General features: G+C 38.4%; 20 protein-coding genes. 13 read left to right on the forward strand and 7 right to left on the reverse strand.

Going from position 1 to position 24,693, the window contains the following annotated elements; translation table 11 throughout:
* Positions 1 to 15 precede the first annotated feature (15 nt).
* A complete protein-coding gene (rbfA, locus tag ACFINX_RS02935) occupies positions 16 to 423 on the forward strand; it encodes a 30S ribosome-binding factor RbfA (protein WP_375611816.1) in 408 nt (135 codons plus the stop codon).
* Positions 424 to 427: 4 nt separating this feature from the next.
* Positions 428 to 1,390 (forward strand): tRNA pseudouridine(55) synthase TruB, encoded by a 963-nt coding sequence (gene truB, locus ACFINX_RS02940; RefSeq protein ID WP_375611817.1) that lies wholly within the window; start codon positions 428 to 430, stop codon positions 1,388 to 1,390.
* Between the two features lie 460 nt (positions 1,391 to 1,850).
* Here truB and ACFINX_RS02945 read toward each other — a convergent pair whose 3' ends face one another.
* A complete protein-coding gene (locus ACFINX_RS02945; protein ID WP_375611818.1) occupies positions 1,851 to 3,479 on the reverse strand; it encodes an MFS transporter in 1,629 nt (542 codons plus the stop codon).
* 314 nt (positions 3,480 to 3,793) lie between these two features.
* Between ACFINX_RS02945 and rpsO the strand changes: the two genes are divergently transcribed.
* The 3 genes from rpsO (at position 3,794) to ACFINX_RS02960 (ending at position 7,572) form a co-directional block, all read left to right on the forward strand.
* Positions 3,794 to 4,063, forward strand: coding sequence for a 30S ribosomal protein S15 (gene rpsO, locus ACFINX_RS02950; protein WP_375611819.1), 270 nt, complete (start codon positions 3,794 to 3,796; stop codon positions 4,061 to 4,063).
* A gap of 248 nt (positions 4,064 to 4,311) precedes the next feature.
* Positions 4,312 to 6,504 carry a polyribonucleotide nucleotidyltransferase gene (gene pnp / locus ACFINX_RS02955; RefSeq protein ID WP_375630006.1) on the forward strand — a complete coding sequence of 731 codons (2,193 nt, stop codon included), beginning with the start codon at positions 4,312 to 4,314 and terminating at the stop codon, positions 6,502 to 6,504.
* 72 nt (positions 6,505 to 6,576) lie between these two features.
* Positions 6,577 to 7,572 (forward strand): class I SAM-dependent methyltransferase, encoded by a 996-nt coding sequence (locus ACFINX_RS02960; RefSeq protein WP_375668317.1) that lies wholly within the window; start codon positions 6,577 to 6,579, stop codon positions 7,570 to 7,572.
* A gap of 19 nt (positions 7,573 to 7,591) precedes the next feature.
* Here the strand turns inward: ACFINX_RS02960 and hslU are convergent, their stop codons facing one another.
* Both hslU and hslV read right to left on the reverse strand, forming a co-directional pair.
* Positions 7,592 to 8,902 (reverse strand): ATP-dependent protease ATPase subunit HslU, encoded by a 1,311-nt coding sequence (gene hslU, locus ACFINX_RS02965; protein ID WP_375611822.1) that lies wholly within the window; start codon positions 8,900 to 8,902, stop codon positions 7,592 to 7,594.
* The gene (gene hslV / locus ACFINX_RS02970; protein WP_120121701.1) at positions 8,903 to 9,484 is read right to left on the reverse strand and encodes an ATP-dependent protease subunit HslV; all 582 of its coding nucleotides are present in this window, start codon (positions 9,482 to 9,484) and stop codon (positions 8,903 to 8,905) included.
* A 220-nt stretch (positions 9,485 to 9,704) separates the two neighbouring features.
* Here hslV and ACFINX_RS02975 point away from each other — a divergent pair, with 220 nt between their 5' ends.
* From ACFINX_RS02975 to ACFINX_RS02990, 4 genes are all read left to right on the forward strand, one after another.
* Positions 9,705 to 10,694, forward strand: a complete 990-nt coding sequence (locus ACFINX_RS02975; protein WP_375668318.1) for an asparaginase — start codon at positions 9,705 to 9,707, stop codon at positions 10,692 to 10,694.
* Positions 10,695 to 10,817: 123 nt separating this feature from the next.
* The gene (gene coaA, locus ACFINX_RS02980) at positions 10,818 to 11,816 is read left to right on the forward strand and encodes a type I pantothenate kinase (protein ID WP_375627680.1); all 999 of its coding nucleotides are present in this window, start codon (positions 10,818 to 10,820) and stop codon (positions 11,814 to 11,816) included.
* A 13-nt stretch (positions 11,817 to 11,829) separates the two neighbouring features.
* Positions 11,830 to 13,197, forward strand: a complete 1,368-nt coding sequence (locus tag ACFINX_RS02985; RefSeq protein ID WP_375668330.1) for a M17 family metallopeptidase — start codon at positions 11,830 to 11,832, stop codon at positions 13,195 to 13,197.
* A gap of 159 nt (positions 13,198 to 13,356) precedes the next feature.
* Positions 13,357 to 14,220 carry an NlpC/P60 family protein gene (locus tag ACFINX_RS02990; protein WP_375611871.1) on the forward strand — a complete coding sequence of 288 codons (864 nt, stop codon included), beginning with the start codon at positions 13,357 to 13,359 and terminating at the stop codon, positions 14,218 to 14,220.
* A gap of 898 nt (positions 14,221 to 15,118) precedes the next feature.
* Here the strand turns inward: ACFINX_RS02990 and mutT are convergent.
* The 3 genes from mutT to ACFINX_RS03005 form a co-directional block, all read right to left on the reverse strand.
* A complete protein-coding gene (gene mutT, locus ACFINX_RS02995; RefSeq protein WP_375668319.1) occupies positions 15,119 to 15,532 on the reverse strand; it encodes an 8-oxo-dGTP diphosphatase MutT in 414 nt (137 codons plus the stop codon).
* Between the two features lie 125 nt (positions 15,533 to 15,657).
* Positions 15,658 to 16,890, reverse strand: a complete 1,233-nt coding sequence (argJ, locus tag ACFINX_RS03000; RefSeq protein ID WP_375627653.1) for a bifunctional glutamate N-acetyltransferase/amino-acid acetyltransferase ArgJ — start codon at positions 16,888 to 16,890, stop codon at positions 15,658 to 15,660.
* Between the two features lie 128 nt (positions 16,891 to 17,018).
* Positions 17,019 to 17,972, reverse strand: coding sequence for a peptidylprolyl isomerase (locus ACFINX_RS03005; protein ID WP_375611828.1), 954 nt, complete (start codon positions 17,970 to 17,972; stop codon positions 17,019 to 17,021).
* 436 nt (positions 17,973 to 18,408) lie between these two features.
* Between ACFINX_RS03005 and secA the strand changes: the two genes are divergently transcribed.
* From secA to prmC, 4 genes are all read left to right on the forward strand, one after another.
* Positions 18,409 to 21,126, forward strand: a complete 2,718-nt coding sequence (secA, locus tag ACFINX_RS03010; protein ID WP_375668320.1) for a preprotein translocase subunit SecA — start codon at positions 18,409 to 18,411, stop codon at positions 21,124 to 21,126.
* Positions 21,065 to 21,556 carry a Fur family transcriptional regulator gene (locus ACFINX_RS03015; RefSeq protein WP_375611830.1) on the forward strand — a complete coding sequence of 164 codons (492 nt, stop codon included), beginning with the start codon at positions 21,065 to 21,067 and terminating at the stop codon, positions 21,554 to 21,556. The genes secA and ACFINX_RS03015 overlap by 62 nt, the downstream gene beginning before the upstream one ends.
* Before the next feature lie 222 nt (positions 21,557 to 21,778).
* Positions 21,779 to 22,855 carry a peptide chain release factor 1 gene (gene prfA, locus ACFINX_RS03020; RefSeq protein WP_375668321.1) on the forward strand — a complete coding sequence of 359 codons (1,077 nt, stop codon included), beginning with the start codon at positions 21,779 to 21,781 and terminating at the stop codon, positions 22,853 to 22,855.
* Entirely contained in the window at positions 22,852 to 23,718 is an 867-nt protein-coding gene (prmC, locus tag ACFINX_RS03025; RefSeq protein WP_375613295.1) for a peptide chain release factor N(5)-glutamine methyltransferase, read from the forward strand. Before prfA ends, prmC begins: the two co-directional genes overlap by 4 nt.
* Here prmC and nrdF read toward each other — a convergent pair.
* The gene (nrdF, locus tag ACFINX_RS03030; protein WP_273722534.1) at positions 23,715 to 24,689 is read right to left on the reverse strand and encodes a class 1b ribonucleoside-diphosphate reductase subunit beta; all 975 of its coding nucleotides are present in this window, start codon (positions 24,687 to 24,689) and stop codon (positions 23,715 to 23,717) included. The two genes, prmC and nrdF, sit on opposite strands and share 4 nt — an antisense overlap.
* Positions 24,690 to 24,693: the final 4 nt, after the last annotated feature.

Genomic DNA, 24,693 nt, shown 5'->3' on the forward strand with positions numbered 1-24,693 from the left:
AGGGATAAAACTTTGATGAAAAATGCAGGGCCATCACAACGGCAACTTAGAGTAGCAGAGCAAGTACGTCATGCAATAGCGCATATATTACAGCGTGATATTTTGCTTGATGATGTCTTGAAAGATATTGTTATTTCTGTCTCTGAAGTACGCATGTCACCAGATTTAAAAATTGCTACTTGCTTTGTATCACCTCTCAGTACTCTTAAAAATGCTTCTCATACCGATGTTGTTGATACCCTCAATAAACATAGTCGTTTTCTCCGTGGAGAAATCAGTCATGCGTTGCGACAAATGAAATATATGCCAGAACTGCGTTTCCGACTTGATAATAGCTTTGATAATTTTTCAAAAATTGATGCCCTCCTTCGCTCGCCTGAGGTTGCACGCGATCTTCACCATAGTGATACAGATGAGGATTAAAGATATGGCGCGGCAACACAAGAAAAAAGGGCGTCCTGTTTCTGGCTGGGTCATATTTGATAAACCAAAAGGAATGAAATCAACAGAAGCTGTCTCACAAATCAAATGGCTCTTCCATGCTCAAAAGGCAGGACATGCGGGTACACTTGATCCTCTTGCTTCTGGTCTCCTTCCCATTGCATTGGGCGAAGCAACCAAAACCGTCCCTTACGTGATGCAAGGCAAAAAAACTTACCGTTTTCATATTGCTTGGGGGCAAGAGCGCTCAACAGATGATTTAGAAGGAGAAATAACGAAAACTTCTCTCATACGTCCAACACAAGAAGAAATACTTGCTCTTCTTCCTCAATATACAGGTGTTATTTTGCAAACACCTCCACAATTTTCAGCAATCAAAATTGCTGGAAATCGTGCCTATGATTTAGCGCGTGAAGGGGAAGTTGTTGACATTCCGCCCCGTGAAGTGGAAATAGAAACTTTCAAGTTATTAGAAATGCCTACCAAAGAGCATTCTATCTTTGAAATAACCTGCGGAAAAGGAACTTATGTGCGCTCTTTAGCACGCGATATGGGACGTGATCTCGGTTGCTATGGGCATATTGCTGATTTAAGACGTATTGCCGTCGCACCTTTTGATGAAGAAGATCTCATTACATGGGAGGAACTAAAAGCGGCCATTCCGCCAAATAAAAACACTACAGATGAGAATAATCGTTCTTTTGAAAAAAACTTCTCAACACTCGATGGGCTCTTAATTGACACAAGCGCCGCATTGGATTGCCTCCCTCACTATATCCTTAATGAAACTCAAGCACAGAGAATTATAAGAGGCCATTCTATCCTCTTGAATCATCACAAAGCACCTCTTGATGAAGAGGAAATTTGTGTCCTCTATAAGGAACAACTTCTTGCTATTGGCACTCTCGACAAAGGTCTATTTAAACCAAAGCGGATTTTCACAATTTAATCGATTCTTTTCCCAACCACCTTTTGCGGAAAGATATTTTTCTCTATCAATTAAGAAAAATATGGTGCTTTTCATTGTCTATATTTACCGTATTCATATCAAAATTTAAGTCAGTGCTATAAGCTAACACCACCACACACTTTTTCCTCTTAATGTCGCAATAATCCTTGCATTTAAAGGATTCATAAAAGGCTTTTTATTTCTTTTTCAATCGTTTTTTACTCATACTTTAGTCCTCGTTTATAATGTACAAGCAAAGATATGGACTGATTTACTCTAAATAGATTTGAAACGAGAAAAGCTTAAGATTTTCAGAATCTATCACTCAACATGAAAAATGAAAAATAACCATTATAAATCAATTCATTAAATATTGAAACAGCAATTTTTTTATGATTACGCTAACAAATTGATCGAAATAATATTAATATATGTAATATTTACAAAAACTGTTTTAACCCTAAGGGAGATGATCAGAGGAAACTTTTAAAAGCATCTCATTGGCTTGAGGTATTGTTTGGCGTTCAATCATACGGTGCACTCTTATACCGTTAGGAGCACAATTTAAATGACGCAGACGCTTATTGACTTCTGCATCCGCTTTTGTGCGACGATGATTATGGCGTAAATAATCTACCCATGTTGGCATATGATAAGCCTCTGTCCAATATTCAGGTCTTTCAAGATCTCGTAAAAGAACCCACTGACGCGCACCATCACGTAATCGAATATGGCGTCGACGCGTCATCACTTTGAGAAACTCTTCAAGATCATTTTCATGAATTTTATAATCGATCATTATCATAATCGGGCCACTTCTTGCTTTGAGGTCGAGTAATAATTCCGGCTCTCTAAAATGATCAAGAGGATTTAAATCTATCTGAGGAATTTCTTGAATTCTAAATTTTACCCCTGCAAGAGCACCAAAAATCAAGAATAAAGAACAAACGCTCAAAGCAATTGTTGGAGAATAACCATCAGCTAAACCTCCCCAGATTGCACTTCCAATAGCCATCCCCCCGGCAGATGCCGTTTGATAAAGAGCTAAAGAACGTGCAACAACCCAGCGTGGTGTAGAGAGTTGTACAGATGTATTAAACAATGATAAGGCCAAAACCCAACATAACCCTGCAGGAAATAAAGCAATATGGCTTATAATCAGTGAACGACTGATTCCCAATAAAAAGCAAGAAAAGGCGAAACCAATAAATGCACTTGCAATAATTGTTTCTGAACGAAAATGATGCCGTACAACTGCATTAATAATACCTGCTGTCATGGCTCCTAACCCAAAACAACCGAGCAATGTACCATAAAGAAGGGCACTTCCTCCAAGAACTTTATGCGCAACAATTGGCAAAAGTGCTAAAATAGAAGTTGCTCCTATACCAAAAAGGAACGCTCGAACCATAATACTTAAGAGATTAGGTGACATCGCAACATAACGCAAACCATCTGAGACAGCTCCTAACAGCCTTTCTCGTGGCAATGAGTTGTTTTCATAATTCGACTTCCAGAAAAACAACGCACCAATAAGAGGAATATAGCTTATAGCATTAAACAAAAAAGCAGCCGATGCCCCTAAAGTTGCAATGATGGCACCACCAATCGCAGGACCAACACTCCGCATCAAATTAAAGCCGACACTATTCAAACTAACAGCAGCAGGAATATTTTCCCTGCTCACAATATCTCCTATCGTTGCTTGCCAAGAAGGATTATAAAAAGCTGTGCCACATCCAATCAAAAACGTAAAACATAACAAAAGCCAAGGTGTTAGAAATCCCATATAGGCTAAAACAGATAAACTCATCGATATGACCATCATCATAATCTGTACACACAACATAATTTGACGCCGATTAAAATTATCAGCTAATGCCCCTGCCATCAAAGAAAACATAACAAGTGGTAATGTTGTGGCACTTTGAACTAGCCCAACCATGGAATGCGAAGAACTAATCAACGCCATTAACCACCCTGCTCCAACAGCTTGTATCAGCCCCCCTAAATTAGAAATAAGAGTAGATGACCATAAATTTCGAAATACCGAATTACGAAAAAGTTTTAATGTTGAAATGCTCTGCATCTTTTCCCTCCAACGCTATTTATCACTTTTGTTACCACTCACACACACTCATAATCTTTGTATCAAAAGGATGCATAATTGTTTAAAACACTTCTCATAAAACTCTATTTAAATCAATATTTCAAAACAAAAGCTTTTATTTAAAGAAAGACTTCAAAATGCTGTCAAGGACTAGTATTTTAACCTTCTTTCCTATATAAGAACGAAAATAGGTAAGAGTCTTCGACTTTTCCTGTTTTCTCACAGACCCTTGCTGAACGACATCTCGGCTATGGGTGGCTTTATGTTTCTTCGTTTTTGGAAAGGATAATACGATGTCGATTACAGCTGAACGTAAAAAAGCTCTTGTCGCAGAATACGCAAACAAAGTTGGTGATACAGGATCACCAGAAGTGCAAATTGCTGTACTTTCTGAACGTATTTCTAATTTAACAAACCACTTTAAATCTCACAAAAAAGATAATCATTCTCGTCGTGGTCTTTTGAAGATGGTATCTCAACGTCGGCGTCTTCTTGATTATCTTAAAGGAGTTGACCAAAATCGTTATCAGACACTTATAAAGAAGTTAGGTTTGCGTCGCTAAAAGAAAAATGGAAGTGGTATTAAAAAAACACCCATTTTTTCAACGTGTTGCTTTTAATTAAAAATTTTAAAAACTGATAAGTTATTATGGGATAGAACTGCTCATCGTTTCGCATTTAAGCAGTTTACTTCTCTTTTCTTGCAACAAAGATAAAAAGTATGTTGTCCACCCCAGATCTTGGAAGTATGCTACGCAAAACCAGAATGTGAGCAATCAAAGATTTAAACACTGGTCATTAAGGATAAAAAATGTTCAAAACGCACAAGATAGAAATTGAATGGGCCGGGCGTCCGCTCACCCTTGAAACAGGGAAAATAGCGCGTCAAGCTGATGGTGCAGTGATTGCTACCTATGGAGAAACGATTGTCTTAGCTACCGTTGTATCGGCCAAAATCCCAAAACCAGACCAGGACTTTTTTCCACTCACCGTTAATTATCAAGAAAAATCCTATGCTGTTGGTCGAATACCTGGGGGCTATTTAAAACGTGAAAGTCGACCAAGTGAAAATGAAACTTTGGTTTCACGTTTGATTGATCGCCCAATTCGTCCCCTTTTCGTTGAGGGATATAAAAATGATACACAAGTTATTGTTTCCGTTATACAGCATGATCTCGAAAACAATCCCGATATCCTTGCGATGATTGCATCTTCTGCGGCATTGACCCTGTCAGGTGTTCCTTTCATGGGGCCTATAGCCGGTGCCCGCGTTGGCTATTGTAATGGACAATATATTCTTAATCCTCATATCGATGAAATGCCTGAATCAAAACTTGATCTTGTTGTTGCTGGAACAGAAAGTGCTGTTTTGATGGTTGAATCAGAAGCACAAGAATTACCGGAAGATATCATGTTGGGGGCCGTAATGTTTGGTCACAAAGGCCTTCAACCTGTCCTTGATGCCATTATAAAGCTTGCTGAAGTTGCTGCAAAAGATCCTCGTGATTTTGTTCCTGAAGATCTTTCTGAGCTTGAAAAAGCGATGCAGAAAATGGCAGAACAGGATATACGAAAGGCTTACACAATTACTGATAAGCAAGAACGTTATGCTGCAATTGATGCACTAAAGACAGAAATCCTCAATAAATTTATGCCAGAACCAGAAAAAGACTGTCAATTTAGTGCAGATCAAATTGCAACCGTATTTAAACAGTTGCAAGCAAAAATTGTTCGCGGAAACATTCTTGATACCCAAAAGCGGATTGATGGACGCAATCTTTCTACCGTACGCCCTATCCAATCAGAAGTAAGTATTTTACCCCGCACACATGGATCAGCACTCTTTACCCGCGGAGAAACACAAGCGATTGTCGTTGCAACATTGGGAACTGGTGAAGATGAACAATATGTTGATTCTTTGACAGGAATGTATAAGGAAACATTCCTTCTCCATTACAATTTTCCACCATTTTCAGTGGGTGAAACGGGACGCCTTGGTTCTCCAGGTCGTCGTGAAATTGGACATGGCAAATTGGCATGGCGGGCAATTCACCCCATGTTACCAACGAAAGAATCTTTTCCTTATACCATTCGTGCTGTCTCAGAAATCACTGAATCCAATGGCTCTTCTTCTATGGCAACGGTTTGTGGAACCTCACTTGCTCTTATGGATGCTGGTGTTCCTCTAGCACGCCCTGTTGCTGGTATTGCTATGGGCTTGATTAAAGAAGGAGAACGCTTTGCTGTTCTTTCTGATATTTTAGGGGATGAAGATCATCTTGGAGATATGGATTTTAAAGTCGCAGGAACAGAAAATGGTATTACTGCCTTGCAAATGGATATCAAAATTGATGGTATTACCGAAGAGATTATGAAAATCGCGCTTGAACAAGCCAAAGGTGGACGAATCCATATCCTTAATGAGATGGCGAAAGCTTTAACCAGTGCACGTGCTGAGCTGAGTGAATTTTCTCCACGAATCGAAGTTATGAATATTTCTGTCGATAAAATCCGTGATGTTATCGGCTCTGGTGGTAAAGTTATTCGGGAAATCGTGGAACAAACTGGAGCAAAAATTAATATTGAAGATGATGGTACCATTAAAATTGCTTCTGCTGATGCTAAAACCATTGAAGCAGCAAAACGTTGGATCCATTCTATTGTCGATGAGCCTGAAGTTGGTGCTATCTACCAAGGAACAGTTGTAAAAACTGCAGAATTTGGTGCATTTATAAACTTCTTTGGTTCTCGTGATGGACTCGTTCATATCTCTCAGCTTGCATCAGAACGCGTCACCAAAACAACAGATATTGTAAAAGAAGGTGACAAAGTTTGGGTTAAATTAATGGGCTTTGATGAGCGTGGAAAAGTTCGGTTATCAATGAAGGTCGTTGATCAAACAACCGGAAAGGAAATCACCGGTGATAAAGCGATGAATGAAGAAAAGTGCGTGGATGAAAAAAAACAACCTGAAAATAAGCGCCGCCGTAAGAAAGAAGAGTAAGTTTTTCCTCTTATCGTATCATGAAATGCCATCCCAACATTGGAGTGGCATTTTTCTTTGAAAGAGTCATATGTGTTATTATTTTTGCCTTTTGAAAATCATGAACTCCCGTATCCTGATCCAAACCAGTGTTGGCTAAGTTTTGGTTTAACAGAAATCCCAGCTCCAGAATGGGCACAAAATTTAAAAGTTATTACGCCTTGGCGACCAGATTTTTTAAAATTTGTCGATACTCAATTTCACTGCTCTCCTCAAATAGATAAAACTTTCAGCTATGATGGTGCATTTTTACATTTGAGCAAATATCGTGGTTTGAACCAAAATTGTTTTCTTGATTTATTAGAATGCGTTAAACCCAATAGATGGATTGTAATTAGTGGGGATAAAACTGCTGGTGCTGCTTCAATGATGAAATGGGTCAAAACAATTGTTCCCATCACCAATAAATTGTCTAAAAATCATGGTCTTGTATTTTGGTTGCAAGTTCCTCAACAAATTGAGAGACATAACATTGCGCAATTGCGCTCACCACCGCTCACTTTTGGTAAATTTCAAACCACTTCTGGTATGTTCTCACACGGACGTATTGATCCAGGATCTGCTGCGCTTGCTTCTTATATGCTCAAAATTATTTCTGGAAAAACGGCTGATTTTGGTGCTGGATGGGGTTATCTTTCTCACGTTGCGCTTGAAAGAAGTGAAAAACTCACCGCTCTCGACCTTTATGAAGCAGACTACAATGCTTTGAGAGCAGCAAAACAGCACCTTAAATCCATAACAGCTCCTTTTCCAATTCATTTTTATTGGCATGACCTTGTACATGAACCTGTCACAAATCTATATGACACAATCATTTCAAATCCACCGTTTCACACACAACAAACAACAGATGTTTCATTAGGAAAAAATTTTATTATAAATGCTGCAAAGTGCTTAAAGCCAAGCGGCAGTCTGCTTTTTGTTGCAAACCGCCACCTGCCTTATGAAACATTATTAAAAAATATTTTCCGCACAGTGTTGATACATGAACAAGCCCATGGTTTCAAAATTATCGAAGCACGCAGATAAACAGAACAAGCAATAACTTTCAAAGAATAAAACGTGAAAGATCGATATCAGCAGCAAGCTCGCCAATAGATTTTCTCACATAAGCAGCATCAATTTTAAACGATGTTCCAGCTTTATCAGGTGCAGTGAAAGAAATCTCATCCAAAACGCGCTCCATCACTGTTTGCAAACGACGTGCCCCTATATTTTCAATCCTTGCATTTAAATCTACAGCAATATCTGCTAAAGCATCAATTGCATCATCGGTAATTTCCAAATGAACCTCTTCCGTTGCCATAAGAGCGATATATTGTTTAATCAAACTAGCTTCTGGTTCCGTTAGAATGCGCCGTAAATCTTCCCTTGTTAAAGGGTTCAGCTCCACACGGATGGGCAAACGTCCTTGAAGTTCCGGTAATAAATCAGATGGCTTGGAAACATGAAATGCACCTGAGGCAATAAAAAGAATATGATCTGTTTTGATTTGCCCATATTTTGTAGCAATTGTTGTTCCTTCAACCAAAGGCAAAAGATCCCGTTGAACGCCCTCACGCGAAACCGCAACACTTGCTCCACCATCCCTGGTTGCAATTTTATCAATTTCGTCGATAAAAACAATACCGTCATTTTCAGCAACACGAAGCGCCTCTTGAATAATTTGCTCCTGATCAAGGAGTTTTTCAGATTCATCATCAATGAGCGGTTTAAAAGAATCCTTTACTGTCGTCTTACGGACTTTTGTACGACTGCCCATTTTGCCCAAAATATCTGATAAATTCATAATACCCATTTGTGCCCCAGGCATACCAGGAATATCAAAGGTTGAAGCACTATTGCTATTATTATCGGCGACTTCAATTTCAATCTCTTTCTCATCCAATTCACCTTCACGCAATTTTTTACGAAAACTATCACGGGTAGCAGGACTTGCTGTTTTACCAACAAGGGCGTCTAAAACGCGCTCTTCAGCATTCACGTGAGCCTTTTCTTTTATTTCATCCCGTTTCTTTTCACGCACAAGAGAAATGGCAATTTCAACAAGATCTCGAATAATTTGCTCAACATCACGTCCCACATAACCAACTTCAGTAAATTTAGTCGCTTCTACTTTAACGAAGGGTGCTCCAGAAAGTTTTGCTAATCGACGTGCAATACCAGTTTTACCAACTCCTGTTGGCCCTATCATTAAAATATTTTTTGGCATAACTTCTTCACGCATCGGCTCATCAAGCTGTTGCCTACGCCACCGATTGCGCAATGCAATAGCTACAGAGCGTTTGGCATCATTTTGGCCAATAATAAAACGATCAAGTTCAGAAACAGTCTCACGAGGGGAAAATACAACACACATTTAAATAGCTTTCTCTAAAGAAGATAATTCTGCATCCAATGTTTCAATCGTAAAATGATCATTGGTGTAAACACAAATTTTAGCGGCAATAGTCATAGCTTTACGAGCAATAGTTTCTGCATCCAAATCCAAATCCATGAGTGCACGCGCTGCTGAAAGAGCAAAATTTCCTCCAGAGCCAATTGCCATAACCCCATCTTCTGGCTCTAAGACATCACCAAGCCCTGTTAGAGCCAAAGTTACTTTCTTATCAGCCACGAGCATCATTGCTTCGAGACGACGCAAATAGCGATCTGTTCTCCAATCTTTTGCAAGTTCCACACAAGCACGCATAAGCTGATCAGGATATTGTTCAAGCTTTGTTTCCAATCTCTCCAGTAATGTAAAAGCATCTGCCGTAGCACCTGCAAAACCAGCAATAACCACTCCGTTCTTTCCAAGACGACGCACTTTACGTGCATTGCCTTTCATAATTGTCTGTCCAAGAGAGACCTGACCATCACCGGCCATCACGACTTTTCCACCTTTTCGTACCGTAATAATTGTTGTACCATACATTATGTCTGGCTTATGTTCTGTCATAAGGAAACTCCTTAATATTAACTTTACTTTTTAATATTGATTTCTTTTCATACAATGTAAAACTCAATTACTATTGTCCTATTTAAGAACATATACAGCAAAACACAATGATTCAGCATAACTCAATTTGTTGAAAATGGAAAAATGATATCATTGTTGTCAATGTAAATTACTGCTAAATAGCTTTATATAAACAGTTTGTGCTTTTTAGAGGAAAATTATGAAAAAAATAGCCATAGGGACCTTAGGTGGAACAATTGCAATGACTGCTGATAGTTTTGGTCACATGCAACCGACTTTAACTTCAGATAACCTCATAAAAAGTGTTCCTGATTTAAATAACGTTGCTGATATTCATGCACAAACATTGATGCAAATACCAAGTGGATCTTTATCGTTTCAAATGCTTTTTGAAATAATTAAGTGGGCAAAACAACAAATAAACGCTGGTGCAGAAGGTATTGTTTTAACACAAGGGACTGATACTCTGGAAGAAACAGCTTTTTTTCTTTCTCTTTATTGGAAAGAAGCCGAACCACTCATCATAACCGGTGCTATGCGCATGCCTCATGAAGCAGGCGCCGATGGCCCCGTCAACATTTTAGCAGCCACTCGTGTCGCAGCAGCCACACAAAGTCGTAACAGGGGCGTTCTCGTTGTCATAAATGATGCAATTCATTCACCTTATTGGCTCTATAAAAGCCATACCGTCAAAGTCGAAACATTTCAATCAGGTCTTGCAGGTGTTTTAGGAACTATTTTAGAGGGAAAACTTATTTATTTCAATGATCGAAAATTTTTCCCAAAAACGTTTGATCTTCCCCAAAACCATGATCATCAAATTGCACTCCTCTATTCCTCTTTATCATCTGATGCAAAATTAATGAAACTATGCCTTGAAAGTGGGTATTATGCTGGAGTTGTTATTGCTGGTTTTGGTGCAGGACACTGTAGTTTTCAAGAAGCAGACCTTGTACAACAATATGCACAAAAAATACCAATCATTATTGCTAGTCGTTGTTGTAATGGCTCAACAACTCGTATAACTTATGGCTATAAAGGCTCCGAAATCGATATGATTGCTTCTGGTGCTCTCATGTCTGGTTATTTATCAGCCGTAAAAGCGCGTCTACTTTTATGGACTTTTTTGGCGCAAGGGCACTCATTAGCACAAATCCGTGCAAACTGGAATGACTGGACTATAAGTTAATGAAAAATGATCTACTATCTTAAAAGAAGAGAGCATGCAAAACAAAATTTACTTGAAAATGAAGCCGCTCATCTGTCTACTCTTAAATCAATTGCTGCTGCAAAAAATTCTCGACCAATACAAATGATTGATACGACTATACAAAAAATTAATCAGAAAGATAATCTGATCAAATCCGTTTCTGACCGATATTCACCCTATCGCGTTTTTACTGCACAAGAATGGTCAGAGTTTCGTGCAGACACACCTCTTACTTTGACTTTTGATGAAATTAAGCGTTTACGCTCTATTGATGATCCTATTGATCTTAAAGAAGTCCAACGCATTTATCTTTCTTTATCGCGTCTATTATCATGCCATGTTGAAGCAGTACAGGAACTTTTTCACAAACGTCAGCAGTTTCTCCATCAAGAAGAGAGTAGAAAAACGCCCTTTATTATTGGAATTGCTGGTTCTGTAGCTGTAGGAAAATCAACCACGGCTCGCATTCTTCAAGAACTGTTGAAAAGATGGACATCTAGCCTTAAAGTTGATCTAATCACAACGGATGGTTTTCTCTATCCTAACGCAATCTTACAGCAAAAAAATCGAATGAATCGCAAAGGATTTCCTGATTCCTATGACATTAAAAAGTTGCTGTGCTTTCTTTCGGCTATAAAAGCAGGTATCGGAAATGTCCGTGCCCCGCTTTACTCACATATGATCTATGATGTTCTAGAAAATCAGACTATTACCATTGATCGTCCTGATATTTTAATTGTTGAAGGTATTAATGTATTACAGGTCAGTGATCTTCCTAAAGATGGAAAAGCTATTCCTTTCGTATCAGATTTTTTTGATTTTTCAATCTATGTCGATGCTGAAACAGAAGTCATTCGTCACTGGTATTTGGAGCGCTTTAAACGTTTGCGTAAAACAGCTTTTCAAAATCCTGAATCCTATTTTCATCGTTATGCCCATCTCAATGAAAAAGAAGCTTCAAAAATCGCTGAGGATCTTTGGCAAACGATTAATTTAAAAAATTTACAGGAAAATATATTGCCAACACGACCACGGTCCAATCTCATTCTACGAAAGGGAAAAAATCATTTGGTCGAATATGTCGCACTTAGACGACTATAAGGATCTCATAACTATGCAGCACCACCACATTCATTTTACCTCAACACGTATCGATAACAGTTGCCCTATCATCTTGGTAAACCAAAGAACTCTTGCCAACTTATCACTTGATGCGTCAACAACAGCATGGATAAAAGTTAATGACTTTACTGGTAAAGCGGGACAAATACTCTTTATTCCTCACGAAACGGGGCATTTAAAAAAAGTTTTATTTGGAATTGGCAATGGTAACGATCCTTTTATCACAGGAGTTCTTGCTCAAAAACTTCCTGCTGGTCAATGGCATTTAGAAGGTACAACCTCTGATGAAATAAATACCTATCTTGGATTAGCATTCGGTAGCTATCAATTTAATCGCTATCGTCAAAATTCTTCTTTCAAATCATTATCTATCCATGTCAATGAGGCTATTGATCTTAATGAACTCCAACGAATTTATGAAGCTGTCTTTTTCGTCCGTGATCTCATTAATATTCCAGCCAATGATATGAACCCTGATACTCTCGAAAAAGAAGCTCGAAAACTAGGAAAAACCTATGGTGCTCATATCAAAAGTATTTGTGGAGACGATCTCTTAACCCATAACTTTCCGATGATTCATGCTGTAGGACGAGCAGGCAGCACTGCACCACGACTGATTGAGTTACTCTGGGGGCAAGAACATCATCCTAAAATAACGTTGGTGGGCAAAGGCGTAACTTTTGATACTGGAGGCCTCGATATTAAATCAGCCAATAACATGTTGCTTATGAAAAAAGACATGGGGGGTGGAGCAAACGTTTTGGGATTGGCTAAACTTATCATGGATGCAAAATTGCCTTTCCGTTTACGCGTTTTGATTCCAGCTGTAGAAAATGCAATTTCTGCGAATGCTTACCGACCAGGTGATATTCTTAAAAGTCGTAAAGGTTTAAGTGTTGAAGTAGGTAATACAGATGCTGAAGGGCGCCTTGTCCTTGCCGATGCACTCGCCTATGGTGATGAAGAAAGTCCACAATTCATGCTTTGTATGGCTACTTTAACAGGGGCAGCGCGTATAGCATTAGGACCAGATCTTCCCGCATTTTATTGTAATGATTCAATATGGGCACAACAAATTTCTGAATCTGCTCACGCTGTCTTTGATCCTCTTTGGCAAATGCCCCTTTGGAAACCTTACCAAGAGATGTTATCATCACCAATTGCCGATCTTAACAATGTAACTGGAAATAGCTTTGCTGGTTCTATAACGGCTGCTTTATTTCTTAATTCTTTTGTTGAAAAAGCTGAACATTTTGCGCATTTTGACCTTTATGGATGGGTTCCAAAAGAAAAACCAGGATACCCTATTGGTGGATCAGCACAAACTATTCGTGCCCTTTATAATATTTTTAAAAAATGAATTTTGACACAAATATCCACAAAAATGGACAATTTTGCAGCTTAAAGAATAATTGGTCTTACACTGTGTTCTTAGTTTTGTTTGAGGATAAAAACCTTACCAATACAGTTTTCATGAGTTTGTTTAAAGGTAAGGAGTAACAAAATGGAAAGCAAAAAGATGATCTCTAAAGACCCAAGACTTCATGCATTCAGAGATGATCTAGCAGATCAACGTCTTGAAACAGAAATTACAGCTCAACGCTTTGTTCAAGGTGAAAAAAGACGTGTTAATACAGCGGTCGCTGGACTTTTTAAAGAAAATAGTAAAAAAAGTGAAAGACAAACAGAATGCTTATTGGGAGAAGAACTTCTCATTTTTGAACAAGGGGAAACATTGTCGTGGGGACAATCACTCAAAGATGGTTATGTCGGTTATATTGATACAAAAGTTCTTTGTACATCAACCATAAAACAAACACATGTGGTTTCAGTACCACGCACATTTAAATATTTACACGCTGACTTACGTGGACCAATAGTATCCCCATTATCTATGGGAAGCAAAGTCAGTGTTGTTGATGAAATTGAAGTCCGTGACACAATGTATTCTATTCTTGAAAATGGAACAGCAATCATTACGAGCCATCTCAGCCCCATTGGACGCGTATATGAAGATTATGTCACAGTTGCAGAAACCTTTATCCGTACACCTTATCTTTGGGGTGGTGTCAGCGGTTTTGGAATTGATTGTTCGGGACTCATTCAGCTCTCTATGATGATGACCGATCAAATAGTCTTACGTGATACCGATATGCAGCAAGAAACTATAGGCAGTCTTCTTACAGATACTGATAAACTTCAACGAGGTGATTTAATTTTTTGGAAAGATCATGTTGCTATTATGGTCGATCACGCAAATATTATTCACGCAAATGGTTTTTCTATGGACGTTATGATTGAGCCATTGGAAAAAGCAATTACGCGTATCGCTAAAAAAAATCAATATCCTATCGCAAAACGCCGTCCAATTCAAGAAACTTAATACATGCCTCCTATAAAAAATTAATTGAATGTTTTTATTATGCAATAGATTGATTTATAAGGATAATTATCCATCATTCACTCTGCATCAAGCATTCTAAATATCGTAAAATTCTCTTATTTCAAATCTGTTTTTATGTTGAATCAATCAAAATCGCTTGCTTGTTCATCACAAGCGAAATTGATGTATAAGTAAAAATGATTACGAAAAGAAAAATATCCCTTCTGAATGCTCTCAAATGCCAAGAGCTATCATAACTAACATTGGAACCAGCTTACTCCTTCACAAGCGTAAAGATAGTGGCGCTCAATAGATTTTATCTTATAAAGCTCTACCATTATACCATTCACGAGTGCCGGCACGAAATGGGCTTTGGAATATTGCGAGATGCCTCTTTTAAACAACCCCGCAAATATGCAACACAATGGCGTTCTATATTACGTAAGGGATATGCCCCTCTTAATCAAAAGCAACATTTTTTGAAATTTTTCCTATTATCGATATCTTATGAAAGAAATACTCCTAATATCTCTCGGTGCATCCAAGACAATCTCTCAATAATAATCGCGAAAAGTATAAATCCATTATCTACCACCATTTTTATGCTTATGAAGCGTGCAAAGGCATCATTATACACTTTGCCAATTCTCAATATTGCGATAACCCTTGGCTATTGGAGAGTATTCTTTCAACACGTATTTTATTTCTTTCTTAAATAATTTTATCCACATGACCCGCCCCGCTTGGAACGTGCAAAAGAATGGTTTTGACTAATTTAACATAAAACAGATTTGAAATGAGAAAATTTTTATGACCCTGGACTTTCCCATTCAACATAAAAAATATAAATTATTATTTTAAATCAATATATTGAATTATATTTTCTTCTTATAACACATTAAAGAAGATGATTTTTCAATACCTGAACCAATGGTTTATCAGCATCAGGCATAGGGTATTTATCAAGATCATTAATAAAAACCCATTCTAAATTTTGGCCCTCTCGTCCTTGCGCAACGCCCTCATAATGGTCACAAAGATACAATGGCATTAAGAGATGAAATGTTTTATAGCTATGACTTGCAAATGTTAAAGGGTGTAAATTATTTGGTTGAACATAAATACCAAGCTCTTCCTCTAATTCACGAATCAATGATGCTTCCGGAGTTTCACCTTGCTCAACCTTGCCACCAGGGAACTCCCATAAACCAGCCAATGATTTTCCTTCAGGACGCTGTGTAAGCAAAACACGATTATTCTGATCTAACAGTGCACATGCAACAACAAGAAGAATGAAACTTTTCATACACATATCACTCCCCAATAGGGAACATAAAGATAACTGACTTTTCTATCATATCCCCTCTGCTCCTAAAAGAGCTCACATACCCCATTTGCTCTGAAAAATAATAAACTGTTAAATATAAAGTGCATCCATTAACTTCTGTAATCGCTATTGATCATAACGTACTCTTTTGTTAAATCGCAAGACCAAACCGTCGCCGTACTCTTACCCAAACCGATATCAACACGAATCGTGATGTGCTTACCTTGCATATAAGTACCTATTGTCTCTTCACAATACTCAGGATCTCGTACGCCATTCACGGCCACACGATGCTCACCAAACCAAATCGTCAATAGATCACGATCGACTTCAACACCGGCCTTCCCAACTGCCATAACGACCCGCCCCCAATTCGCATCTTCACCGGCAATAGCCGTTTTTACGAGCGGTGAATTTGCAATTGATAAAGCAATAGTTTTAGCTGCATTATTTGTTGTAGCACCCACCACATTAACCTCAATTAAATGACGAGCACCTTCACCATCACAAACAACTTGTAGTGCAAGTTCATGCAGAAGTGCACTCAATTGTTTCACAAAAACCCCATAACGCGGATCAGATTTACTTGTAAGACATGGAAAATGTTCTTTTCCTGTCGCAAACAACATAAGCGTATCTGAAGTTGAGGTATCGCTATCAACAGTAATTGAATTGAAAGAACCCTCAACTGCCTCTGATAACATGGATTGGAGTGCATCCGAAGAAATGGTAGCATCACTAACCACAAATGACAGCATTGTCGCCATATCGGGTGCAATCATACCAGCACCTTTTGCAATTCCATTAATGGTAACACGCTCTCCCCCACAGTCAAAAGTGCGCGTCGCAAGTTTTGGAAATGTGTCCGTTGTCATTATGGCTTTTGCAGCTTCCAACCAATTTCCCTCTTCTGCTGTCTCTGTCATACTTGGTAAAAGATTGACAATACCCGATGCATCCATTGGCTCACCAATAACACCCGTAGAAGCTATAAAAATTTCATCTTCTCTAACCTTTAAAGCGTTCGCTGCTGCACAAATAATTGCATCGGTTGTGTGCTTTCCTTTGCTTCCTGTAAAAGCATTTGCATTTCCAGAATTCACAACAACACCCCTCGCAACCCCATGAGGAAGCGATGCACGACAATGCTCTACAGGGGCAGATGGACATTTTGAACGAGTAAAAACACCGGCCACACTCACTGGCTTATCGAATATGATGAAAAGAAGATCTGTACGATCTTTATATTTAATCCCAGCTTCAGCTGTTGCTATCCGTACACCAGATAATGGAGAAAGCTCTTGGATCTTTTGAGGAGACAAAGGAGAGATTTTCAAAACCACAATATGCCTTCTATAAAAAATGAAATGATTGCAGATCAATAACCTCTCATAGAAAACTGCTAGGCTTTTTGAACAAAACTAACCTAGCAAATTATCTATTAAAGAGGCTATCTACTTATTTTTCCTAGCTATTCCGTATCTTCTTCATCAGATGTCTCATCGGGAAGTAGCGTCCCATTTTGATGAAGCGATTCCATGATTTTTGTAACATTAGGATCAGGGTATTTCACATCTATCTTGCTACGCAAATCAACAATCAGTTCTTGATAGCGCTTTTTTATTAGCTGTGTCCGCAACATCTCTTTAACATCATCAAATGCAGGCGGTTGTTTTACACGACGATCTTCTAATTTAATAATATGCCAACCAAAAGGACTTTCAACGGGTTGTTTTGTGTATTCGCCAACTTTCAAACCAAATGCGGCATCTTCAAAAGGCTTGACCATTTGACCATGGCTAAAATAACCAAGATCACCCCCAACGGCAGCAGAACCATCTGTTGAACTTTTCTTTGCAATCTCTTCAAAATTTTCGCCTTTATTTAAATGCTTAATGATAGCTTCTGCTTCTTTTCTCGTTTTGACCAAAATATGACGCGCTTTAACCTCATCCTCTTTAGGTAAAGCAGCAACTTCTTGCTTATAAAGAGCTTCCAAATCAGTATCCGATATTTTATCAACAATCGCCTGTTTAAAATAAAGCTGTTGAAGAACATTGTCACGCATGACTGCCATACGTTTATCGTAAGCTTCTGTCTTATCAAGACCTTTGCTTCTTGCTGCTTTTGCGAGGGCCTGCATATCTAAATAAGCTTTTAGAACCATCATACGGCGTTGTTCATCAGGAAAACGTGCTAAATTAGGATTTATTTCAAGCGCTAAATCATCCAATTGGCCTGCTGTAATATTTTTCCCATCAATAACCGCCATAACATGAGAAGGAGAAACGGCTTTTTCAGAAGCTTTCTCTAAAGTCTTTAAATCACTCGACGATGAATTCAAACCTTCTTGAGCACTCACCCCTAAACTTGTACTTGCCAATAAAGTTGATGCTAAAAAAAGCGTGATAAAGTTAAATTTCATAAATATACTCCTTAAAAATGAAGGCAGGTTCAAGATTCCAATTTTCTTTACCATAACACTTTAATCTTTAAACATAGAGAAATAAATTAGTAATTTTATTTTAAAAAAAGTATAAAATTATCCTTTTATCTCAGTTTCTCCAATCCTATCTAATGCAGATGAAAAACATGATAATAGAGAAAAATGACATATTGTATCTTAAATTACTTTGTATTGTATCAGTTAAATAGCATACTTAAAGTTGACATAAAGCGCTTAGCCTCTTATCTCTACTTTACAATTAGAGTGAAAAATTGCACACCAGCAAGTATAATGGTACCATCTGCATTTCATGATGTCACTAATGATATCAGATAATTTGAAGAAAATGTAGAGTATGGGGAGAGCGTATGAATTACCCAACAAGAGTGACAACAATTAAAAGAAAGGGCCAGAGATGGTCAGTTTAGGTGTTTTTGCCCGTAAGTTTTTTGGTTCAGCTCATGAGCGACATCTCAAAGCACTCCGCCAAAAAGTTGCACAAATTAATGCTTTGGAAGAACAATTCGTAAAATTAAGTGATGAGCAGCTTTGCCAAAAAACAGATGCCTTTCGTAAACGTCTTAGTGAAGGTGAGAGTGTTGATTTGCTCTTACCAGAAGCTTTCGCGACTGTTCGTGAAGCCGCAAAACGTGTTTATGACATGCGTCCTTTTGACGTACAACTTATTGGTGGAATGGTCCTTCACGACTGCGGCATAGCTGAAATGCGTACTGGTGAAGGTAAAACATTAATGGCAACTCTACCAATTTATCTCAATGCATTGGAAGGTAAAGGCGTTCATGTTGTGACAGTAAACGATTATCTCGCCAGTCGTGATGCTGAAACAATGGGGAAAATTTTTAATTTTCTAGGGCTTACAACAGGCGTGATTCTTCATGATCTTGATAGTGATGCCCGTCGAGAGGCCTATGCATGCGACATCACCTATGCCACAAATAATGAACTAGGTTTTGATTATTTGCGTGATAATATGGCCTTCGATCATAGTCAAATGGTCCAACGTGGACATCATTACGCAATTGTTGATGAAGTTGATTCGATTCTTATTGATGAAGCCCGTACCCCCCTTATTATTTCTGGTCCTCTAGAAGATCGTACTGACTTCTATAACCTTATTGATACATTTATTCCTGCCTTAACTCCAGAAGACTATGAAATAGACGAAAAACAAAAAACAACGACCTTTACCGAAGTTGGTACTGAAAAAATTGAAAAAATGCTCGAACAAGCTGGGCATCTTAAAGGTGAGAGTCTTTATGACATAGAAAATGTCGCTATCGTTCATCATGTCAATAATGCTCTAAAAGCTCATAAACTGTTTGCTCGCGATAAAGATTATATTGTTCGCAATGATGAAATCGTTATTATTGACGAATTTACAGGGCGAATGATGCCTGGGCGGCGTTATTCTGAAGGACTTCATCAAGCGTTAGAAGCTAAAGAGCATGTTGCTATTCAACCAGAAAACCAGACACTTGCTTCCATCACTTTCCAAAATTACTTCCGTATGTATAGAAAATTATCTGGCATGACTGGAACTGCAACAACAGAAGCCGAAGAATTCAGAAATATTTATGGTCTTGACGTTGTCGAAGTCCCTACAAATTTGCCAATACAACGTATTGATGAAGATGATGAGATTTATCGAACAGCAGAAGAGAAATATCGGGCAATTGTGCGTGATATCCGTCAAGCTCATGAAAAAGAACAGCCTATTCTTGTTGGAACAACCTCTATTGAAAAGTCAGAACAATTGGCAGAGCGTTTGCGAAAAGAAGGCATTACCGATTTTAGAGTCTTAAATGCTCGCTATCACGAACAAGAAGCATATATCATTGCGCAAGCAGGAGTTCCTAGAGCTCTCACCATTGCAACCAACATGGCAGGACGCGGTACGGATATACAGCTTGGTGGTAATGTTGAAATGCGCATCCGACAAGAGTTACAGGATATCCCGGAAGGTCCAGAGCGGACAGCTAAAATTGAAGAAATAAAAAGAGATGTTCAGAAGCTTAAAGAAAAAGCTTTAGCGGCTGGAGGGCTTTACGTTATCGCTACTGAACGTCATGAAAGCCGTCGTATTGATAACCAGCTTCGTGGACGTTCTGGTCGCCAAGGCGATCCTGGTCGCTCAAAATTCTTTCTCTCTCTTCAAGATGATCTTATGCGTATCTTTGGCTCTAACCGTATGGATGGTATGCTGCAAAAACTTGGATTGAAAGAAAATGAAGCTATTATCCATCCATGGATTAATAAAGCCCTTGAAAAAGCACAAAAAAAGGTCGAAGCACGAAACTTTGAAATTCGTAAAAATCTGCTAAAATATGATGATGTCATGAATGATCAACGCAAGGTTATTTTTGAACAGCGTATGGAGGTCATGAATGCAGATGATTTATCAGAAATGATCCTTGAAATGCGTAATGAAGTCGTAGAGGATCTCGTAGAGGCTTATATTCCATCAGGGACATATTCTGAAAAATGGGATGCAAAAACTCTCGAAGAAGAGCTTCAACAACTCTTTAATCTTGAGCTTCCAGTGGAAGAATGGGCAAAAGAAGATGGAATTGCCGAGGAGCAAATTCTAGAGCGTGTATCAAATGCTGTTACAAAACTTGAAAATGAGCGTACTGAACGATATTCTCCAGAAGTTATGGCTTATTTTCACAAAGCAGTATTGCTCGAAACTATTGACACGTTATGGCGTGAACATCTGGTGAGTTTAGACCATTTGCGTTCTGTTGTTGGTTTTCGTGGTTATGCGCAGCGGGATCCGCTCAATGAATATAAGACAGAATCATTTGAACTCTTTCAAAGTATGTTGAAAAATTTGCGCCGAATTGTCACTTCTAAGCTTATGCGCTTTGAAATCATTCAACACCCCACAGAACCGACCATACCTGAGCAAACTGATGCTGCTTCTTCTGTCTTTAATGATCAAAGTCAAGAAAATGCTCCCACCTTATGGGCACGATCACAAGAAAATAGATTTGTTAATCCACAAGATCGTGACCCTAACGATATAACCACATGGGGAAAAGTTGGACGTAATGAGCGTTGTCCTTGCGGTTCAGAGAAAAAATACAAACACTGTCATGGAGCCTTTGTTTGAAAAGCAAACTATGCAAATGAATAAAAAGCGAAATTATGAGCAAGAATTGCGCACAGCTGGTTTAAGAGTAACACGTCAACGACGAGTTATTCTTGATATTTTGACTGATACAAATGATCATCCTAATGCATTTGAAATTTTTCAGCGTGCAAACAAAATAGATTCGAATATTTCACTCTCAACTGTTTATCGAACCATGAAAATATTAGAAGGAAATGGAACAATTCATCGCCATAGCTTTAGTGGTGGTCCATCTCGTTTTGAGCAAGCAGATGGGCAACATCATGATCATCTAATTGATATAGAAACAGGACAAGTTATCGAGTTTCATTCTGATGTTATTGAAAAGCTGCAAGAGGAAATTGCAAAATCCCTTGGCTATGATATTATTCATCACCGCCTTGAACTTTACGGAAAAAAAAACTCTTAAAAAAGTGATCATATATCATTAGATAAAATACCTCAGGCAAATCAAATTTTATAAAAATTTACCTTTAAAATATAATAGTTTTCATTGGCAAAAAAAAAGAATTGCTTTATTACCCCTCTTTGTATGATGCTATACGGTAATTCATTGCCAATATTATAACAAACAATCATTGCAACAAAATATTATAAAAATTGTATTATGAAAAATTAGGCCAATATTATCATGGTTTCCTTGCCACAAGATCGTATGAGACAGCTTGAAAAGCGCTTTGAAATAATTGAAAACCAAATGACGACGAATCCAAATGCTGAAACATATGTCAAATTAGCTTCTGAATATGCAGAACTACAACCCGTTATTACCTCTATACGCGCATTAAATGCTCTTTACGAAGAGATTACAGAATTAGAAACGATTATCAACGATAAACAAACAGATATAGAGATGCGTAATCTTGCCCAGGAAGAGCTACCATCGTTATATAAAAAAGTAGAGCAATTTGAAAAAGAACTCCAGATTCTGCTTTTACCTAAAGATGTTGCTGATGAAAAAAACGCTATTGTTGAAATTCGAGCAGGAACGGGTGGCTCAGAAGCAGCACTTTTTTCCGGTGATCTTTTCCGCATGTATGAACGTTATGCCCATGCTCACAATTGGAAAGTAGAAGTTATTTCACTCAGTGAGGGGGAAGTTGGCGGATATAAAGAGATTATTGCTACCATTTCAGGAAAAGGTGTCTTTTCTAAATTGAAATATGAATCAGGGGTTCATCGTGTGCAACGCATCCCTGAAACAGAGACAGGTGGACGTATCCATACATCTGCTGCTACCGTTGCTGTGCTTCCAGAAGCTGAAGATATTGATATTGATATTCGTCCTGAAGATATTCGTATCGACACAATGCGTGCATCTGGAGCAGGAGGACAGCATGTTAATACAACGGATTCAGCTGTTCGTATCACGCATATTCCAACAGGAATTATGGTCGTACAAGCAGAAAAATCACAACATCAAAACCGAGCACGAGCCCTTCAAATTTTACGGGCACGCTTATTCGATATCGAACGACAAAAAGCGGAAAGTGAACGTTCAGCTTCTCGTAAAAGCCAAGTTGGTTCTGGTGATCGCTCAGAACGTATTCGTACCTATAATTTTCCACAAGGACGTGTCACGGATCACCGTATTAATCTAACCTTGTATAAGCTTGATCGCATTCTAGAGGGAGATCTTGATGAGCTTATTCATGCACTCATCTCAGATCACCAAACAGCACTCCTGATGGAAATGGACAATAATTGAACAAATATTCTTTCAAAAATGTCATCCAACAAACTCAAGAAAAATTGCGCATGAAAGGAATTTCTGAAGCCAATCTCGATGCGAAAATACTCATTGAATGGATAACAGGAATAAATGCTGCTGAAAGAGTTTCTAAACCAGATATGCATCTATCTTCTGAGCATATTATACAAATAGAACAGGCTTTACAACGGCGTATTGCAGGCGAACCCGTTTACCGTATTATAGGAGCACGAGAATTTTATGGTATATCTTTTACATTATCTCAAGAGACGTTAGAACCACGCCCTGATACAGAAACGCTGATAGATCTTGTTCTCCCTTTTCTCCAAAAACAGATCGAAAATTCGAGAAGAACAACATTCCTTGATATGGGAACAGGAAGTGGCGCCATTGCCATTGCCATTCTTAAACAAATTCCCCAATCCTATGCAGTCGCTGTCGATATTTCTGAAGATGCCCTTAAAACAGCGACAAAAAATGCAAAAAATGCTGAAGTAGCACACCGCTTCACACCCCTTCTTAGCGACTGGTTTGATTCTGTCACAGATCGCTTTGATTTTATTGTTTCCAATCCACCTTATATCCCCGCAAAAGATATCAAAAAACTTGCAAAAGAAGTGCGCTTACATGATCCATTGCGCGCTCTTGTCGGTGGAAAAGATGGTCTTGATTTTTATCGAAAGCTCGCCCATGAAGCAGCCAACTACTTAAAAGAAAACGGCACTATCGCTGTTGAAATTGGTTACTCTCAAGAAAAAGAAGTTTGCAATTTGTTTGAAACAAATGGCTTCCAATGTTTAGAAATGCGCAAAGACCTCAGTGGAATACCCCGCGCACTTCTATTTGCATGCAAACATTAAAATTCCCAATCATCATCCGTGGTAGCAACCGCCTTGCCAATGACATAAGAAGAACCTGCCCCTGAAAAAAAGTCATGATTTTCGTCAGAGTTTGGTGATAAAGCTGCCAAAATAGCGGGATTAACACGACAAACCTCAGGGGGGAAAAGAGCTTCAAAACCTAAATTCATTAAAGCCTTGTTAGCGTTATAATGAAGAAAAATTTTAACATCTTCTGTCAATCCAAGCGCATCATAAAGATCTTCAGTATATTTGCACTCGATGTTATAAAGATCAAAGAGCAGGTTAAAAGCAAAATCTTTAATTTCTTGTCTTTTGGCTTCATCAAGCTTTGCAAAGCCCAATTGGAATTTATAACCTATATAATAACCATGGACTGCTTCATCACGAATGATTAGTCGAATGAGGTCTGCTGTATTGGTCAACTTAGCGCGACTGGCCCAATACATGGGCAAATAAAAACCAGAATAAAATAAAAAGCTTTCCAGCAAAGTCGAAGCAATTTTTTTCTTAAGTGGATCATTTGCTTCATAACGCTCAAGTACTAATCTAGCCTTTTTCTGCAAATGAATATTTTCTTCTGACCATCTAAACGCATCATCAACTTCTACCGTCGAACAAAGGGTTGAAAAAATAGAGGAATAAGAACGTGCATGAACCGCTTCCATGAAGGCAATATTCGTCAAAACTGCCTCCTCATGCTCTGTTATCGCATCAGCCAGAAGCGAAATGGCTCCTACAGTGTTTTGAATTGTATCAAGAAGCGTTAGTCCTGTAAAAACACGAATCGTTAGCTTGCGTTCTTCATCCGTTAAGCTTGACCATGAGGGAATGTCATTGGAAAGTGGAACCTTCTCAGGTAACCAAAAATTCCCAGTTAAGCGGTTCCATACTTCAAGATCTTTCTCATCATGTAATCTATTCCAATTAACAGCGCACACAACAGGATTTTTGGTTGTAATCTTTGTCATATGA

Source organism: Bartonella sp. AP36NXGY, from assembly GCF_042195865.1.
Classification (GTDB): Bacteria; Pseudomonadota; Alphaproteobacteria; order Rhizobiales; family Rhizobiaceae; genus Bartonella.

Bases quoted from the DNA above. Each gene is read 5' to 3' on its own strand.
- rbfA (WP_375611816.1), top strand. From the start codon at position 16: ATGAAAAATGCAGGGCCATCACAACGGCAACTTAGAGTAGCAGAGCAA.
- truB (WP_375611817.1), top strand. From the start codon at position 428: ATGGCGCGGCAACACAAGAAAAAAGGGCGTCCTGTTTCTGGCTGGGTC.
- ACFINX_RS02945 (WP_375611818.1), bottom strand. From the start codon at position 3,479: ATGCAGAGCATTTCAACATTAAAACTTTTTCGTAATTCGGTATTTCGA.
- rpsO (WP_375611819.1), top strand. From the start codon at position 3,794: ATGTCGATTACAGCTGAACGTAAAAAAGCTCTTGTCGCAGAATACGCA.
- pnp (WP_375630006.1), top strand. From the start codon at position 4,312: ATGTTCAAAACGCACAAGATAGAAATTGAATGGGCCGGGCGTCCGCTC.
- hslU (WP_375611822.1), bottom strand. From the start codon at position 8,902: ATGTGTGTTGTATTTTCCCCTCGTGAGACTGTTTCTGAACTTGATCGT.
- hslV (WP_120121701.1), bottom strand. From the start codon at position 9,484: ATGACAGAACATAAGCCAGACATAATGTATGGTACAACAATTATTACG.
- ACFINX_RS02975 (WP_375668318.1), top strand. From the start codon at position 9,705: ATGAAAAAAATAGCCATAGGGACCTTAGGTGGAACAATTGCAATGACT.
- coaA (WP_375627680.1), top strand. From the start codon at position 10,818: ATGATTGATACGACTATACAAAAAATTAATCAGAAAGATAATCTGATC.
- ACFINX_RS02985 (WP_375668330.1), top strand. From the start codon at position 11,830: ATGCAGCACCACCACATTCATTTTACCTCAACACGTATCGATAACAGT.
- ACFINX_RS02990 (WP_375611871.1), top strand. From the start codon at position 13,357: ATGATCTCTAAAGACCCAAGACTTCATGCATTCAGAGATGATCTAGCA.
- mutT (WP_375668319.1), bottom strand. From the start codon at position 15,532: ATGTGTATGAAAAGTTTCATTCTTCTTGTTGTTGCATGTGCACTGTTA.
- ACFINX_RS03005 (WP_375611828.1), bottom strand. From the start codon at position 17,972: ATGAAATTTAACTTTATCACGCTTTTTTTAGCATCAACTTTATTGGCA.
- secA (WP_375668320.1), top strand. From the start codon at position 18,409: ATGGTCAGTTTAGGTGTTTTTGCCCGTAAGTTTTTTGGTTCAGCTCAT.
- ACFINX_RS03015 (WP_375611830.1), top strand. From the start codon at position 21,065: ATGAGCGTTGTCCTTGCGGTTCAGAGAAAAAATACAAACACTGTCATG.
- prfA (WP_375668321.1), top strand. From the start codon at position 21,779: ATGGTTTCCTTGCCACAAGATCGTATGAGACAGCTTGAAAAGCGCTTT.
- nrdF (WP_273722534.1), bottom strand. From the start codon at position 24,689: ATGACAAAGATTACAACCAAAAATCCTGTTGTGTGCGCTGTTAATTGG.